Origin of the sequence: Streptomyces sp. S07_1.15 (assembly GCF_020739505.1) — a bacterium.
In the GTDB taxonomy this organism is placed as follows: Bacteria; Actinomycetota; Actinomycetes; order Streptomycetales; family Streptomycetaceae; genus Streptomyces; species Streptomyces xinghaiensis.
In genome coordinates, this window is the sequence record NZ_JAJBZK010000001.1 from 4,932,766 (window position 1) to 4,948,615 (window position 15,850).

At 74.7% G+C, this 15,850-nt stretch carries 11 protein-coding genes and 1 pseudogene; 8 read left to right on the plus strand and 4 right to left on the minus strand.

Annotation, left to right across the window (positions count from 1 at the left end; all coding sequences use genetic code 11):
- The first annotated feature begins 104 nt into the window (after window positions 1-104).
- The 4 genes from iolC (at window position 105) to LIX60_RS21210 (ending at window position 5,339) form a co-directional block, all read left to right on the plus strand.
- Window positions 105-1,301, plus strand: a complete 1,197-nt coding sequence (iolC, locus tag LIX60_RS21195; protein ID WP_227959901.1) for a 5-dehydro-2-deoxygluconokinase — start codon at window positions 105-107, stop codon at window positions 1,299-1,301.
- A 316-nt stretch (window positions 1,302-1,617) separates the two neighbouring features.
- Entirely contained in the window at window positions 1,618-2,706 is a 1,089-nt protein-coding gene (gene iolB, locus LIX60_RS21200; RefSeq protein WP_227959902.1) for a 5-deoxy-glucuronate isomerase, read from the plus strand.
- A complete protein-coding gene (gene iolD / locus LIX60_RS21205; protein ID WP_227959903.1) occupies window positions 2,703-4,655 on the plus strand; it encodes a 3D-(3,5/4)-trihydroxycyclohexane-1,2-dione acylhydrolase (decyclizing) in 1,953 nt (650 codons plus the stop codon). The genes iolB and iolD overlap by 4 nt, the downstream gene beginning before the upstream one ends.
- Window positions 4,656-5,006: 351 nt before the next feature.
- Window positions 5,007-5,339, plus strand: a complete 333-nt coding sequence (locus tag LIX60_RS21210; protein WP_227959904.1) for a helix-turn-helix transcriptional regulator — start codon at window positions 5,007-5,009, stop codon at window positions 5,337-5,339.
- Here LIX60_RS21210 and LIX60_RS21215 read toward each other — a convergent pair.
- Window positions 5,301-6,194, minus strand: coding sequence for a hypothetical protein (locus LIX60_RS21215; protein WP_227959905.1), 894 nt, complete (start codon window positions 6,192-6,194; stop codon window positions 5,301-5,303). The two genes, LIX60_RS21210 and LIX60_RS21215, sit on opposite strands and share 39 nt — an antisense overlap.
- A gap of 430 nt (window positions 6,195-6,624) precedes the next feature.
- Here LIX60_RS21215 and LIX60_RS21220 point away from each other — a divergent pair, with 430 nt between their 5' ends.
- Window positions 6,625-9,528 carry an alpha/beta fold hydrolase gene (locus LIX60_RS21220; RefSeq protein WP_227959906.1) on the plus strand — a complete coding sequence of 968 codons (2,904 nt, stop codon included), beginning with the start codon at window positions 6,625-6,627 and terminating at the stop codon, window positions 9,526-9,528.
- Window positions 9,529-9,821: 293 nt separating this feature from the next.
- Window positions 9,822-10,634 carry an ABC transporter permease gene (locus LIX60_RS21225; RefSeq protein ID WP_227962850.1) on the plus strand — a complete coding sequence of 271 codons (813 nt, stop codon included), beginning with the start codon at window positions 9,822-9,824 and terminating at the stop codon, window positions 10,632-10,634.
- Window positions 10,635-10,677: 43 nt separating this feature from the next.
- Here the strand turns inward: LIX60_RS21225 and LIX60_RS21230 are convergent.
- The 3 genes and pseudogenes from LIX60_RS21230 to LIX60_RS21240 all read right to left on the minus strand — a co-directional run.
- A pseudogene (locus LIX60_RS21230) lies at window positions 10,678-10,863 on the minus strand (flavoprotein); the annotation flags it as partial.
- 53 nt (window positions 10,864-10,916) lie between these two features.
- A complete protein-coding gene (locus LIX60_RS21235) occupies window positions 10,917-11,429 on the minus strand; it encodes a DinB family protein (RefSeq protein ID WP_227959907.1) in 513 nt (170 codons plus the stop codon).
- Window positions 11,430-11,597: 168 nt separating this feature from the next.
- Window positions 11,598-12,710, minus strand: coding sequence for a CdaR family transcriptional regulator (locus LIX60_RS21240; protein WP_227959908.1), 1,113 nt, complete (start codon window positions 12,708-12,710; stop codon window positions 11,598-11,600).
- 231 nt (window positions 12,711-12,941) lie between these two features.
- Here LIX60_RS21240 and LIX60_RS21245 point away from each other — a divergent pair, with 231 nt between their 5' ends.
- A complete protein-coding gene (locus LIX60_RS21245; protein ID WP_227959909.1) occupies window positions 12,942-13,559 on the plus strand; it encodes a hypothetical protein in 618 nt (205 codons plus the stop codon).
- A gap of 199 nt (window positions 13,560-13,758) precedes the next feature.
- Window positions 13,759-15,828 (plus strand): SPFH domain-containing protein, encoded by a 2,070-nt coding sequence (locus tag LIX60_RS21250; RefSeq protein ID WP_095757358.1) that lies wholly within the window; start codon window positions 13,759-13,761, stop codon window positions 15,826-15,828.
- Window positions 15,829-15,850 lie beyond the last annotated feature (22 nt).

A 15,850-nucleotide genomic window follows, 5' to 3' on the forward strand; every position in this document is an offset into this window, starting at 1 on the left:
CGCCGGGCAGGCCAGTATGTCAGGACAAAGAAGGGGCGGTTCGCGGCCGGGACCGAACCCGGGGCGCGGCCGCGACAGACCCGCGCCGAGCGGAGGGGATCACCATGCCGGAACGCACCGAGCCGGAGGCCACCGGCACACCGCCCGGCCCGGGCGGTGCCCCGTATGAGCTGATCACCATGGGGCGCACCGGGGTGGACCTCTATCCCCTGCAGACCGGGGTGGGGCTGGCGGAGGTGGAGACCTTCGGGAAGTTCCTCGGCGGCTCGCCCACCAACGTCGCCGTCGCGGCCGCCCGGCTGGGCCGGCGGACCGCCGTCATCAGCCGTACGGGTGCCGACCCGTTCGGGGAGTACATCCACCGCGCACTGCGGGGATTCGGGGTGGACGACCGGTGGGTGACGGCCGTGCCCCGGCTGCCGACCCCGGTGACCTTCTGTGAGATCTTCCCGCCGGACCACTTCCCGCTCTACTTCTACCGGCAGCCGAAGGCCCCGGATCTGGAGATCACGGCCGCCGAACTGGACCTCGACGCGATCCGGGCCGCACGGGTGTTCTGGGTGACCGGCACGGGGCTGTGCGAGGAGCCGAGCCGCTCGGCGACGCTGACGGCCCTGGCGGCCCGGTCCGGGGCGGTACCTCGCCCGGATCCGGCCGGACACTCCGCCGCCCCGGCCTCGCGCTCCGTGACCCAAGCCGCGCGCCCGGCGGGCCCGGAAGCGGCGCCGGAGGCGGACCGGGACCCGGACGCGGACGCGCGTCCGGAGGCCCCCGGACCGGCCGCCGGCGCGGTCACCGTCTTCGACCTCGACTGGCGCCCGATGTTCTGGCCCGCACCCGGCGCGGACCCCGGTGCGGAGAGCCCGGCCGCGCGGGCGGCCCGCGCGGCCGCCGCGCGCCCCCACTACGCGCGGGCGCTGGAGCACGCCACCGTCGCCGTCGGCAACCTCGACGAGTGCGAGATCGCCACCGGGCTGCGGGAGCCGAAGGACTGCGCCCGCGCGCTGCTCGACGCGGGGGCGGAACTCGCCGTCGTCAAACAGGGGCCGCGCGGTGTGCTCGCGATGCACCGCGACGGCACCACGGCCGAGGTGCCCCCGGTGCCCGTGGAGGTGGTCAACGGCCTCGGCGCGGGCGACGCGTTCGGCGGCTCGCTCTGCCACGGACTGCTCGCCGGCTGGGACCTGGAGCGCACCATCCGCCACGCCAACGCGGCCGGTGCCATCGTCGCCTCCCGGCTGGCCTGCTCCCCGGCGATGCCGACGGCCGCCGAGGTCGAAGCGGCCCTCACCGGCCCATGACGGACCCCGCGCACGGGCCCGCGGGCCACCCCGCGCACCGGCCCGCGACCGGGGCGGCCCTGCCCGCCCGGATGAGCAAGGTGCCCCGGACGTCCCAGGCACCAGGGGCCTCCCCGTGGACGGCCCGCCTCCCGCTGCGGCCGGTGCGCCCTGCGGTCAGGGCGCGGGGCGTGCCGGGCGGTTCCGGGCCGGGGGAACCGGCCCCGGTGCTCCTGGTGCCCCCGGCCGCGCCCGGCGCCTCCGGCCCGTGCGGCGGTGGACCGTCCGTCCGCCAGCCGCCTCCGAACCGACCGTTCCCGTGGGGAGACTCGCATCCATGACGTTCGATCACCCCGATCACCCCGATCACCCCGACCGTCCCGTACCCCCCGACCGCCCCGGGCGGCCGGGCCCGTCCGGCGGCTCCCGCCTCCACCTCCCGGCCGGGACCACGGCCACCGGCCCGTACGCGACCGCCGTCGGACCGGAGCGGGCCGGCTGGCGCTTCGCCGGCCTGCGCGTGCTCGATCTGCCGCCCGGCGGCTCCCACGGTTTTGACGCGGGCGGCAGCGAGTGGATCGTGCTGCCGCTCAGCGGTGGCTGCACCGTCGAGATCCTCACCGTCACCCCTGACGGCGAGAGTTTCGACGAGACGTTCGAACTGCACGGCCGGGACAGCGTGTTCGGCGGTGTCACCGACTTCGCCTATGTGCCCCGTGAGTCCTGGGCGCGCGTCACCACGTCCACCGGCGGCCGCTTCGCGCTGCCCGGCGCCCGCTGCGGACGCCGCCTGCCCGCCCGCTACGGACCGGCCTCCGGCGTCGGCGTCGAACTGCGGGGCAGCGGAAACTGCTCGCGCCAGGTCAACAACTTCGCCGCCGCCGGCGCCTTCGAGGCCGACAGGCTGATCGCCGTGGAGGTGCTCACCCCCGGCGGCAACTGGTCCTCGTATCCGCCGCACAAGCACGACGAACACCTGCCCGGCCGGGAGTCGGAGCTGGAGGAGATCTACTACTACGAGATCGCCGCCGCGCCCGGCGGCACTCCCGGCCTCGGCTACCAGCGGATCAGCCCGTCCGGGCCCGGACGCGACAGCGACCTCCTCGCGGAGGTCCGCGGCGGCGACACCGTGCTCATCCCGGACGGCTGGCACGGTCCGTCCGTCGCCGCCCCGGGCCACGCCATGTACTACCTCAACGTGATGGCCGGGCCGGGCGCCGAACGGGCCTGGCTGATCAGCGACCACCCGGACCACGCCTGGATCCGCACCACCTGGCCGGAACAGCCCGTGGACCCCCGGCTGCCGCTCTACCGGGCGCCCGCGGGCCCGGCCGTGAGCGCCACCGGCACCGGCCTCACGGGCGCCCCCGCCGCCCCGTCACCCGCCCCGTCACCCGCAGAGCCTCCCGAAGGAGACCGCCCATGAGCACCGGCAGCGGCAGCGGCCCGGCCCGCCGCCTCACCGTCGCCCAGGCCCTGATCGCCTTCCTCGCACGCCAGTTCACCGAACGCGACGGCGAGCGGCACCGCCTCGTCCGCGCCTGCTGGGGCATCTTCGGCCACGGCAACGTCGCCGGCCTCGGCCAGGCCCTGCTGGAGACCGGCGCCGATCACATGCCGTACCTCCAGGGCCGCAACGAGCAGGCCATGGTGCACGCCGCCGTGGCCCACGCCCGCCAGACCGCCCGGCTCTCCGCACAGGCCGTCACCACCTCCATCGGCCCCGGCGCCACCAACCTCGTCACCGGCGCCGCCCTCGCCACCGTCAACCGGCTGCCCGTCCTGCTGCTCCCCGGCGACACGTTCGCCACCCGCCCCGCCGATCCGGTGCTCCAGCAGCTCGAAGTGGCGTCCGCCGGCGATGTGTCCGTCAACGACTGCCTGCGGCCGGTGTCCCGGTACTTCGACCGGGTGACGCGGCCCGAGGCGCTGATCCCCGCCGCGCTCCAGGCCATGCGCGTGCTGGCCGACCCGGCCGAGACCGGTGCCGTCACCCTCGCCCTCCCGCAGGACGTGCAGGCCGAGGCGTACGACTGGCCGGAGGAGTTCTTCGCCGAGCGGGTGTGGCGGGTCCGCCGCCCTGCGCCCGACGCCGACGCCCTGGCCGAGGCCGCCGCCGTCCTGCGCGCCGCCCGCCGTCCGCTGATCGTCGCGGGCGGCGGTGTCCACCACAGTGAGGCCGAGCAGGCGCTCGCGGCCCTCGCGGGCGCCACCGGCATCCCGGTCGCCTCCACCCAGGCCGGCAAGGGCTCGCTCCGACACGACCACCCGGCCGATGTCGGCGGCATCGGGCACACCGGCACCGCCACCGCTGACGACCTCGGCCGGACGGCGGACGCGGTGCTGGGCGTCGGCACCCGCTGGAGCGACTTCACCACCGCCTCCGGCACCCTCTTCGCCGCCCCCGGCGTCCGCTTCGTCAACCTCAACATCACCGCGTTCGACGGCCACAAGATGAGCGGCCTGCCCCTGGTGGCCGACGCCCGCGCGGGTCTCGACGCGCTGACGGCCGCCCTCACCGGCCACCGCGTCGAGCACGCGTACGAGGAGGAGTACGGCCGCGCCAAGGCGCGCTGGGAGGAGCGCGTCGACCGCGCCTTTGCGGGGGACGGCGATCCCGCCGCCCGCCCCACGCAGGCCCGGGTCCTCGGTGCGCTCGACGCCCTCGCCGGGGACGAGGACATCCTCATCAACGCGGCCGGCTCCCTCCCCGGCGATCTGCACAAGCTGTGGCGGGCCCGCTCCCCGCGCCAGTACCACGTCGAGTACGGCTACTCCTGCATGGGCTACGAGATCCCGGCCGCCATCGGCGTCGCCCTGGCCGCGCCCGGCCGGCCCGTCTGGGCGCTGGTCGGCGACGGCACGTACCTGATGATGCCGACGGAGATCGTCACCGCCGTCCAGGAGGGCGTCCCGGTCAAGCTGGTGCTGCTCCAGAACCACGGCTACGCCTCCATCGGCGGGCTCTCCGAGGCCACGGGAGCCGAACGCTTCGGCACGGCCTACCGCTTCCGGGCCGCCGACGGCGGCTACACCGGCGACCCGCTGCCCGTCGATCTCGCCGCCAACGCCGCCAGCCTCGGCATGGAGGTGCTGCGCGCCGGGACGGTGGGTGAGCTGAGGGAGGCCCTGGCGGCGGCGCGGGCGTGCGACCGGCCGGTCTGCGTCCATGTGGAGCTCGCGGCGGAGGCGGAGGCGGAGGCGGAGGCGGATACGGGAACGGATACAGGGACGGGAGCGGAGGCGGATGCCGCAGTGCCGGGCGCTCAGGCCTGGTGGGACGTACCGGTGGCCGGAACCGCCACCCGCCCGGCCGCCGTCAGGGCCCGCCAGGAGTACGAGCGCCACGCGGCGGAGCGCCGGCGGTACCTGTGACGCGGACCGCCGCCGCCCCGCGCGGCAGCGGGCGGCGCGCAACCGTACGGATGCCGCGCGGAGCGGTCCGGAGCTGCACGGATGCCACACGGACCCCGTACGGCTGCCGTACGGATGGCGGGCCCGCGCCGGGGTGAATCCCCGGCCCGTGCCGGAAGGTTCGCGCGTCCGTGATCGTCCCAGCTCAGAGGCGGTACGGCGGCTCGGCGCCCGGGGGCGCCGAGCCGGGTGGGCCGTGTGTCGTAACCAGCCGACGCGCCGTTTAGCCTCGGCTAAAGGTGGCATGCTGGCGGCAGAGACCTCGCCGTCCCAAGGACCATGCCGATCTGGGGGGTTGACACCATGCCATTCATGGCGCGTGGCGAGAGCGAGACCGAGGCGGCCGCCGCGAGGCTGGCACGGCAGGCGGCCACCGCTCTGGCCGGCGAGCTGGCGGCCCGTGGGCTCTCCCGTGCGGATCTGGCGAGGCTCATGGGCGTCAGCCCGGGCAGGGTCAGCCAGATCCTCTCCGGTGACGCCAACCTCACCGTCCGGTCCCTGGCGGGGGCCGCCGCCGCGCTGGGGGCCTGTGTCGAGATCCGGTTCACCGAGCCGCCGCGTCCCCGGGACGCCCCGCGCTCGAGCGAGACCGGGGGCGACGGCACGTCAAGCCTGCGCGGTGGCGTCGTCCGGTCGCGGCTCTGACGCCCCCGGCGCCGTGCGCCTGCCCCGGCCGTCCCGGACCCGGGCGAACCACCGCCGGTGGGGGCGCCGCTGGGACGGCAGCGGAGCGTCCCGGCGGCTGCCGGCCGGCGCCGCCCCGTCCAGGAGTTCCAGCAGCCGCCGCCGGTCGGAGCGCCGGCCGAGCAGATAGGCCACCCGCAGCAGCAGCTTGCAGCTGTGCAGCGCTTCACCCCAGGCCCGCAGGCTCTCCACCCGCTCCGCCTCGCCGCGGTCGCGGCGCGGTTCGGGAAGGCCGTCGCGGCCGGGTGCCCGGCAGGCCCCGCCGGTCCGGGCGTCGGTCTCGATGGCCTGCTGGAGTGCCGCTTCCGCCTCGGCGAACCGCTCGTCCGTGAGCTTGCGGCCCGCCTTGTCCTGATGGCGGGCCAGCAGGTGCAGCCGCACCGCGTGGACGAAGATCTGCATCTGGTACGGGTCCCTGATGCCGCTCACCATGTCGTCGCACCAGTCGGCGCAGTCCGTCTCCATCCGGGCCTCCAGCCGCTCCAGGAGGTGCGCGGTCCCCAGGGTGAGGAAGCTCAGGAACGGCTTGGTGGTGTCCGGCTGTACGGCCCGTCCGCGGCGCAGCACCCCGGCGCCGGTGGCCACCCCGACGGCGGCGGCCGGCACCTCGGAGAGCAGCGGGAGCAGGGCGATCACCAGCAGGGCGATGGCGGCCATGGCCCCGACCACGGCGGCCGACAGCAGAACGGACCGCCAGGTTCCCAGCAGCCGCCCCTTGCCGTGGTATTGCCGCACCAGGCAGATCCAGGCCACCAGTCCGCTCAGCCCGGCGGGCAGGGCCCACTGCGGGAGGAACGGTGACGGAAACCAGCTCATGTGCGGCCCCACGGCTCTGCGGAGGACAACGGAACCCGGTACCCCGGGGCCGCTCGGCCGGGGGAACCCCTCGGCCTGCCACCGGGCCGTCTTCCGGCCGGGCCTTCCGGAAGGACGTCCCGGGCCGCTGGGCTGCCGCGGTGTGCCCGGGGGCGGTCTCATCAGCGCACCGGATGACAGTACCGGTTCGTTAAATTCCTCCTATCATGCACCTTTAGATCGCCTTTGGCCGCCCGCGGCCCGCGCGACGCGGCCGCGAGAGGAGCGGGACGACCCTTCCGCCCGAACGGACGTTCCCGTGCGGGTGCCGCGTGTACCGCGTCCGCTGTACGCCGCCGCCGGGATGTACGCCGCTGAGAGGGGATGGGAGGAGACGCGGGTCCTCCCCGGGGCAGGTGTGAAGCCGACGGCGCTGCGTAGGCTCAAGGGCATGGATTCTCGACAGTCCCGGACTCCCGGGCCGCTCAGGCTGCCCCGGCCGCTCCGGCTGCTCCGGTCGCCCCGAGGCCGGGGACGGCTGGCCGCCGGAGCGGTGGCGGTGGCCCTCGTCGCGGGCGCGGGCACCTGGGCCGCCGTCGCCGGCGAACCGGCCGCCGTGCACCGTGCGGACCGGTATCTGACGATGCCCGCCCCCGGCAGCGACGCGGACGGAGACGGCGAGGGCGCCGCGGCCCGCCGCAAGGTGCGGATCGACACCTCCTTCTACACCTCCGGCCCCGCCTCCCAGCGGCGTCCCGCGGTGCTGCTCGGGCACGGCTTCGGCGGCAGCAAGAAGGACCTGCACGAGCAGGCCGAGGGCCTGGCCCGGGACGGTTACGCCGTCCTCACCTGGTCGGCGCGCGGCTTCGGGAAGTCCACCGGCCGGATCGGGCTCAACGACAAGGAGAACGAGGTCGCCGACGTGCGGCGGCTCGTGGACTGGCTGGCGACCCGCCCCGAGGTCCGGCTCGACGCCGACGGCGACCCGCGCGTCGGCATCGCCGGAGCCTCGTACGGCGGCGCGATCTCGCTGCTCGCGGCGGGGTACGACCAGCGCATCGACGCCATCGCCGCCCAGAACACCTACTGGGACCTCTCCGAGGCGCTCTTCCCCGACGGTGTCTTCAAGAAGCTCTGGTCCGGCATCTTCTTCACCACCGGCTCGACCCCCGTCCCCACCGACATGGGCCCGTCCCCCGAGGACGCGCCGGACGGCGGCGGGGCCGGCCAGGGCGCGGGCGGCGCCGGTGACACGGGCGCCACCGGCGGCGGGGGCGGTGGCCGGGCCCCCGAGGCGCCGTTCCAGCCGGAACCCGTCACCGGCGACCGCTCCTGCGGGCGCTTCGAGACGGCGCTGTGCGAGATGTACGAACGGGTCGCCGTCGCCGGGAAGCCGGACGCGGCGGCCGAGAAGCTGCTGCGGGAGCGCAGCCCGGTGACCGTCGGCGACCGCATCAAGGCCCCCACCCTCGTCCTCGGCGGGCAGGCCGACTCCCTCTTCCCGCTGAGCCACGCCGACGCCATGGCCCGGCAGATCAAGGAAAACGGCGCACCCGTCTCCGTCGACTGGATCGCGGGCGGACACGACGGCGGCGACCAGGAGACCGAACGGGTCCGGCAGCGCGTCGGCGCCTGGTTCGACCGGCACCTCAAGGGCGACGAGGAGGCGGACACCGGGGCCGCCTTCCGCGTCAGCCGCACCGGAGGCTTCGACTCCACCAACGGCCGGGTCCAGCTGAGCGGCGCCACCGGCGACCACTACCCCGGCCTCGACGGCGACAGGACCCGCACGGTCCGGCTCACCGGACGCGAACAGACCGCGGCCAACCCGGCCGGCGGTACCCCCGCCGCCGTCTCCTCCGTCCCCGGCCTCTCCGGCGCGGCGGCCCAGCTGACGGCCTTCGGCGCCGGCGTGGCCCTGGACTTCCCCGGCCAGGCCGCGGCGTTCGACTCGGAACCGCTCACCTCCGCCGTCCGCGTCACCGGCGCCCCGGCGGCCCGGGTGCGCGTCGCGTCGGACACGGACGACGCGGTGCTCTTCGCCAAGGTCTACGACGTGGGGCCCGGCGGCAGCCAGCTGCTGCCCTCCCAGCTCGTCGCCCCCGTACGGGTCGAGGGAGCGGGGGAGGACGGCGGCCGCACCGTAGAGCTGCGCCTCCCCGTCATCGACCACAAGTTCGAGGCCGGGCACCGTATGCGGCTCGTCCTCTCCGCCACCGACATGGGCTACGCCTCCCCCCTGGAGCCCGCCGAGTACCGCGTCTCCCTGGCGGACGCCGACCTCACCGTGCCCACCGCCCCGGGCCTGGCCGGCGAGAACAGCGCCCTGCCCGCATGGGTCTGGGGCCTGCCGCTCGTGGGCGCCGCCCTCGGCGCCGTCCTGCTGGTCACGGGCCGCCGCCGCGTCACCACCCCCGCGCCCGACCCGGCGCTCGCCGGCGTACCGCTGGAGATCACCGGACTCGGCAAGCGCTACGCCAAGTCGGCCGACCGGTATGCCGTCCAGGACCTCTCCTTCCGGGTCGAACGCGGCCAGGTGCTCGGCCTCCTCGGCCCCAACGGCGCCGGCAAGACCACCACCCTCCGGATGCTCATGGGGCTCATCACCCCCGACGCGGGCGAGATCCGCGTCTTTGGGCACGCGATCCGGCCCGGCGCGCCCGTGCTCTCCCGGGTGGGCGCGTTCGTCGAGGGCCCCGGCTTCCTGCCGCACCTCTCCGGCCGCGCCAATCTGGAGCTGTACTGGCAGGCCACCGGCCGCCCCGCCGACGAGGCGCACCTGGACGAGGCCCTGGAGATCGCCGGACTGGGCGACGCACTGGAGCGCGCCGTCCGGACGTACTCGCAGGGCATGCGGCAGCGGCTGGCCATCGCCCAGGCCATGCTCGGCCTGCCGGACCTGCTGATCCTCGACGAACCGACCAACGGACTCGACCCGCCACAGATCCGGGAGATGCGGAACGTCATGGTCCGCTACGCGCAGGGCGGCCGCACCGTGATCGTCTCCAGCCACCTCCTGGCCGAGGTCGAGCAGACCTGCACGCATCTGGTCGTCATGGACCGGGGCCGGCTCGTCAGCGCCGGACCGGTCGCGGAGATCACCGGCTCCGGCGACACCCTGCTGGTGGGCGTCGCGGGCGGACCGGTGTCCGACGAGAGCGTGGACGCGGTGGCGGCCCTGAAGGGCGTGGACTCCGTGGTCCGCGCCGAGGAAGGGCTGCTGGTCCGGCTCGACGGCATGACCGCCTCCCAGCTCCTGCCCGAACTCGTACGGCTCGGCATCCCCGTCGACCGGGTCGGCCCGCACCGCCGCCTGGAGGACGCCTTCCTGACCCTGATCGGAGGTGCCGCATGACCGGCCCGACGGAACGACCCGCAGGCGGCGCACCGGACCCGGGAGCCGCGGCCGCGAACGGTGACGGCGGCAAGCCGCACGCCGGAACGGCGAACGGCGCGACGCGCGCCGGGGCCCCGGGCGCCGGGACGGCGAAAGCCGGTGCGACCAACGGCGCGACGGCGAACGGAACCACGGTCACGGCCGCCGGGGCCTCCGCCACCGCCACGGCGGAACGGCAGCCCGCCGCAACCGGCTCCACCGGGACCGGCGCCGCCTCCGAGACGGCCCCCGGCTACCGCCCCCGCCACACCCTGCCCCTCCGCGTGGAGGCGGTACGGCAGCTGCGCCGCCGCCGGACGCTCGTCGTCTACGGCATCCTCGCCGCCCTGCCGTTCATCCTCATCGCGGCTTTCGCCATCGGCGGCGACCCGGACGAGCGCGGGAACAACGGCCGCATCTCCCTCATCGACACGGCCACCGCCTCCGGCCTCAACTTCGCCATGGCGTGCGTCTTCGTCTCGGCGGGCTTCCTGCTGGTGGTGCCGGTGGCGCTGTTCTGCGGGGACACGGTCGCGTCCGAGGCGAGCTGGTCGTCCCTGCGCTATCTGCTGGCGTCACCGGTGCCGCGCTCCCGGCTGCTGCTCAGCAAGCTCACCGTGGCGCTGGCGTTCAGCGCGGCCGCGATGATCCTGCTGCCGCTGGTCGGCCTGCTGGCGGGCACGGCGGTGTACGGCTGGGGCGGCCTGGAGCTGCCGACCGGGGGCTCGCTCGACCCGGGCACGGCGCTGGTGCGCCTGTCGATCGTCGTCGCGTTCGTCTTCGTCAGCCAACTGGTCACCGCGGGCCTGGCGTTCTGGCTCTCCACCGTCACGGACGCCCCGCTGGGCGCGGTCGGCGGCGCGGTCGGCCTGACCATCGTCGGCAACGTCCTCGACGCGGTGACGGCCCTCGGCGACTGGCGCCAGTTCCTGCCCGCGCACTGGCAGTTCGCCTGGGCCGACGCGCTCCAGCCGCAACTGGAGTGGGGCGGCATGGCCCGCGGCGCCGCCGTCTCCACGGCCTACGCCCTGGTCCTCTTCGCCCTGGCCTTCCGCCACTTCCGCGCCAAGGACGTGGTGTCCTGACGGGAGGAGCGGGCCGGGCGGCCCGCTCTCTCCTCCCTCCGTCTCACCCGTGGGCGGATGCCGCGGCAGCCAGCGCGAGGTGCCACGGATAGTTCTCCGGGCGCCCCTCGCCGGGCTGGTCGGGAATGAACCCGTCCTCGCCGTAGAGCACCCGTACGCCCATGGCGCGCAGCGTCGCGACGCTGCAGTCGAACTGCCGGTGCCGGATGAGCGCCGCGTTCGCCCTGGGCGGCAAGGGCCCCGAAGCGTGCCTGCGGCCGGTCCGGGTCAGGCCGACGGTGGTCAGTAGTAGCCCTTGGAGCCGTCCAGGAGTTCGCGGATGATGTCCATGTGGCCTGCGTGGCGGGCGGTTTCCTCGGTCATGTGGAGGAGCATCCAGCGCAGGCTGGCCCGGGCCGAGGTGAAGTCGGGGTGGCGGCCGGTCTCGTCGAGGGCGTGGGCGGCGATGATCTCGTCCGAGATCCGGCACTGCCGGTCGTAGTCGGCGAGGAGCTGTGCCAGGGGTATGCCCTCGGCCATCATGTCGGCGTCCTCCGGGTCCTCGGAGAACTGCGGCCCGTCGGCCGGGCGGCCGAGGAAGAGCACCTCGAACCAGGTCTGCTCGGTCCAGCGCAGATGGGAGACGATGCCGGCCATCGTCATCAGTGGTGAGGCCGGCAGAAGCGAGCGGTGGGCGTCGGCGTCCGACAGCCCCTCGCACTTCATGTGGATGATCGCGCGCTGCATGTCGAACCAGCCGAGAAGCTGGGTCCGTTCGTCCGCCGAGAAGGGAGGGCGCTCACGAGGAGGAGTCATGGGCGTTGACGGTAGCCAGTCAAGCGCTGCGGCGCACTGGCGTTTCGGCAGCGCCGGGACGGGAGCTGCCCGGACCGCGGCGCGGGCAGCGCTGTGGGGGATGTGCCGGGCCCCTCGGCCTGTCCGCCGGTGGAGCCGCCCGGCAGGGAGTGCGTCCGGCCTCCGGGTTCAGAGTTTCTGCGCCGGCCAGTCCAGGAGGCGGGCGCCTATCACCGCCGTCTGGAGGGTGTAGCGGTGCATCGGGTCGGACGGGTCGGAGCCGGTGAGTTCGTGGATGCGGGCCAGGCGGTAGGTGAGGGCGCGGACGCTGAGGGAGAGGCGGCGGGCCGTCTCCGCCGCCACGCAGCCCGCGTCGAAGTACGCGGAGAGGGTGCGCAGCATCGGTTCGGCGCCGCCGCGGGCCTGCTCCAGCGGGCCGAGGGTGGTGCGGACCAGGTCGGCCATGGCCTGCCGGTCGCGGGTCAGCACCGGGTAGACGAGCAGGTCGGCGGCGCGCAGCAGGGGGCCCGGGAGGCCCATGCGGTCGGCCAGTTCGAGAGCGGTGAGCGCCTCCTCGTAGCTGTGGACGACGCCGCCCGGCCCGGGGTGGGAGCGGCCGACGGCCACCCGCTCCGTTCCGCCGCCGCCCATGGCGACGTGGGCCTGCTTGGCGAAGTGGCGGACGACTTCCTCGTGGTTGCCGGGTGCCACCAGGACGATCCGGCCGTCCTTCGTCGTCAGCAGGATGCGCCGGTCCCCGAAGCGGGCGAGCAGCGCCGCCTCCACGCGGCGCGTCACCGAGTGGGTCTCGTCGTAGAGGTCCGGGCCGTCGGCGACGGCGACGGTGTGCTCGTGCGCCAGGCGCAGGCCGAGCCGTTCCGCGCGTTCCGCGAGGCGGCCGAGGTCGCTGCGGCCGTAGAGGAGGTCGTCGATGAACTCCCGGCGCGCCGCCTCCTCCTGGCGGACGGCGAGGCGCTGGGCGCGTTCGTAGCCCTCGGCCACGGCGTCGATGGTCTGGTGGGTGGCGGCCAGGACGCAGTCCACGACGGTGCGCAGCTCCCGGATGCCGTTCGCGGCGGCGGCGCCGGGCAGGGCGGACCAGCCGGTGCGGGTCGCGTCGAGGTGCTCCGCGACCAGCCGGCGCAGGCCGTAGCCCCGTTCGGCGGCGCGTTCGCCGGCCCGCCGCCGGGAGCCGAGTTCGTCGCGCGTGAGGCGGCGGCCGGTGGCGGAGACCTCGGCGAGTATCTCGGCGTACCCGGCCAGGAACTCGTCCCGGCCCGGCTCTTCTTCCTGTGGTGTCACGGGTCCCCCTCAGCTGTGCTCCTGCCGCACCGGGGTTCGCGGAGCGGCGCCTCCCGGCATGGGATCAACCGTAAAGGTTGCCGGATTCCGGCAATGTGCCGGGTCGGGTTCGGCTGCCAGTATGGGTGCCACGGGGAAACGGGGGCTGCCCCGGTGCCGGACTCCGGAAGGGATCCGGCACCGGGGCTGTGCTTCCCCGTTACGGTGCGCGGAGCGAGAGGACGGAACCCGGTGGCTGAATTCCTGGCGGCGGCAGTGGCCTTCCCGACCGTGCTGTTCAGCTCCGCGGTCCTCGTGATCGCCGCCTTCTGGCTGCTGGTGGGGATCGGCACGGCCGAGCACGACATCTTCGACGGGGACGTGGACTCCGGGGCGCTGGGCCTCGGCGGGGTCCCGGTCGCCGTGGCCTTCTCGCTGCTGGTGCCGGTCGCCTGGCTCACCAGCCTCACCGGCACCGTCCTCCTGGACCGCACGGGCCTCGCCGGCCTCGGCCGCGGAGCCGCCTCGGTGGGTCTGCTGGCCGGAGCGCTGCTGCTCTCCTGGTGTGTGACCGCGCTGCTGGCGCGGCCGCTGCGCCGGGTCTTCGCGGCCGGGCCGGAGCCCTCCCGGCAGGACTTCGTCGGGCTCACCTGCACCATCCGCACCGGTTCGGTCGGCCCCGGCTTCGGCCAGGCGGAGGTGGCCGCGCGGGACGGCTCCACCGCCCTCGTACAGGTCCGGCAGAACGGCCGGGACCCCGGGCTCACCGCCGGGTCCACCGCGCTGCTCTACGCCTATGACGAGGAACGGGAGTTCTTCTGGGCCGCGCCGTACGATCCGGCGCTCGATCCCCGGAGTACCGCCGCCTGACGGCCGTACCGCGGCCGCCGGTCCGCCGGTCCCGGGACTCACTCCGGCCCTGAAGCTCCGGTGCGCGGAGCCCGCTCCGCCCTGCCCTCCTCCGCCCGGCCCGGGAGCGCCGTGCCGCCGTGCCGGCCTCCGCCGCACCGGCCGCCCGCCGACCCGCTGTTCTTTCCGCTCAACTCATCTCTGCCGCAAGGGACTTCCGATGGATGCCATCAGTCTGGGCATCGGCGTGTTCATCGCCGTCGTGCTCCTCGTCGTCATCGCGCTCGTCTTCGTCATCAGCCGGCTGTTCCGCAAGGTGGAGCAGGGCAAGGCGCTGATCGTCTCGAAGATGCGCAAGGTCGACGTCACCTTCACCGGGCAGGTCGTGCTGCCCGTGCTGCACCGGGCCGAGATCATGGACATCTCGGTGAAGACCATCGAGATCGGCCGCACCGGCCGCGAGGGGCTGATCTGCCGGGACAACATCCGGGCCGACATCCGGATCTCGTTCTTCGTCCGGGTCAACAAGACCGTGGAGGACGTCATCAAGGTCGCCCAGGCGATCGGAACCGAACGCGCCAGCGACCGCGCGACGCTCCAGGAACTCTTCAACGCCAAGTTCTCCGAGGCGCTCAAGACCGTCGGCAAGCAGCTCGACTTCGCCGACCTCTACACCAAGCGCGACGAGTTCCGGGACCGGATCATCCAGGTCATCGGCACCGACCTCAACGGCTACAGCCTGGAGGACGCGGCCATCGACTACCTGGAGCAGACCCCGCTCCAGCAGCTCGACCCCGCCAACATCCTCGACGCCCAGGGCATTCGCAAGATCACCGAGCTGACCGCCATCGAGCACGTCCGCACCAACGAGTTCCAGCGGCAGGAGGAGAAGGAGATCACCCGCCAGAACGTGGACGCCCGGGAGGCCGTCCTCGAACTGGAGCGCCGGCAGGCGGACGCCGAGATCAAGCAGCGCCGGGAGATCGAGACCGTACGGGCTCGCGAGGAGGCCGAGACCGCGCGCGTCATGGAGGAGGAGCGGCTGCGCTCCCAGGCCGCGTTCCTGCGCACCGAGGAGCAGCTCGGCATCCAGCGGGAGAACCAGCAGCGCGAGGTGGAGGTCGCGGGCAAGAACCGCGAGCGGGTCATCGCCATCGAGTCCGAGCGGATCGAGAAGGACCGGCTGCTGGAGGTCATCGCCCGGGAGCGGGAGACCCAGCTCACCCGGATCGCCGCCGAGAAGGAGGTCGAGGCCGAGAAGCGGGACATCGCCGAGGTGATCCGGGAGCGCGTCGCCGTCGACCGCACCGTCGCCGAGCAGGAGGAGAGCATCAAGCGGCTGCGCGCCGTCGAGGAGGCCGAGCGGGAGCGGCAGGCCCTCGTCATCGCCGCCGAGGCCCAGGCTCAGGAGAGGCTCGTCAAGGACATCAAGGCCGCCGAGGCCGCGGAGCAGGCCGCCGCGCACCGGGCCGCGGAGGAGCTGACGCTCGCCGAGGCCCGCCAGAAGACGGCGGAGATGGACGCCCGCGCCAAGGCGCGCCTCGCCGAGGGCATCCAGGCCGAGGAGGCCGCCGCCGGACTCGCCCGGGTGCAGGTGCGGGAGAAGGAGGCCGAGGCCATCGAGAAGACCGGGCTGGCCGAGGCGCAGGCCACCGAGGCGCGGCTGCGGGCCGAGGCGGAGGGGGCCAGGGCGCGGGCGCTGGCCGAGGCCGAGGCCGTCGGCAGCAAGCTGAAGGCGGAGGCCGAGGGGCTCACCGAGAAGGCTGCGGCCATGGCGGCGCTGGACGCCGCGTCCCGGGAGCACGAGGAGTACCGGCTGCGGCTGGAGGCGGAGAAGGACATCCGGCTGGCCGGCCTGGAGACGCAGCGGCAGGTGGCCGAGGCGCAGGCGACGGTGCTGGCCACCGGCCTGGAAAGCGCGGACATCTCCATCGTCGGCGGCGAGAGCGCCTTCTTCGACCGGATCGCGGGCGCGGTCACGCTCGGCAAGAGCGTCGACGGGTTCGTGGCCAACTCCGGGACGGCGCGGGCGCTGGCCGGGCCGTGGCTGAACGGGGAGGCGTCCTTCACCGAGGACCTCACCCGTGTCCTGGGTTCGGTGGGCGCGGCCGACGTACGGGACCTGACGGTGTCGGCGCTGCTGATGAAGCTCATGAAGGCCGGTGGCGGCGAGGGCGCCCGGGCGGGTGGCCTCCGCGAACTCCTGGACACGGCCGAGCGGCTGGGCCTGGCGGACCTGCCGGTGGCCGGCCCCGCTCTGAACGGGGCGGGGGCGAAGGCCGCCGCGTAGCGCGGCACGGCGCGCGCCCCGG

Excerpts from the sequence above, each read along its gene's own strand:
- LIX60_RS21210 (WP_227959904.1), top strand. The coding sequence starts at position 5,007 with ATGGCGCGTGGCGAGAGCGAGACCGAGGCGGCCGCCGCGAGGCTGGCA.
- iolD (WP_227959903.1), top strand. The coding sequence starts at position 2,703 with ATGAGCACCGGCAGCGGCAGCGGCCCGGCCCGCCGCCTCACCGTCGCC.
- LIX60_RS21215 (WP_227959905.1), bottom strand. The coding sequence starts at position 6,194 with ATGAGCTGGTTTCCGTCACCGTTCCTCCCGCAGTGGGCCCTGCCCGCC.
- iolB (WP_227959902.1), top strand. The coding sequence starts at position 1,618 with ATGACGTTCGATCACCCCGATCACCCCGATCACCCCGACCGTCCCGTA.
- LIX60_RS21220 (WP_227959906.1), top strand. The coding sequence starts at position 6,625 with ATGGATTCTCGACAGTCCCGGACTCCCGGGCCGCTCAGGCTGCCCCGG.
- LIX60_RS21235 (WP_227959907.1), bottom strand. The coding sequence starts at position 11,429 with ATGACTCCTCCTCGTGAGCGCCCTCCCTTCTCGGCGGACGAACGGACC.
- LIX60_RS21250 (WP_095757358.1), top strand. The coding sequence starts at position 13,759 with ATGGATGCCATCAGTCTGGGCATCGGCGTGTTCATCGCCGTCGTGCTC.
- iolC (WP_227959901.1), top strand. The coding sequence starts at position 105 with ATGCCGGAACGCACCGAGCCGGAGGCCACCGGCACACCGCCCGGCCCG.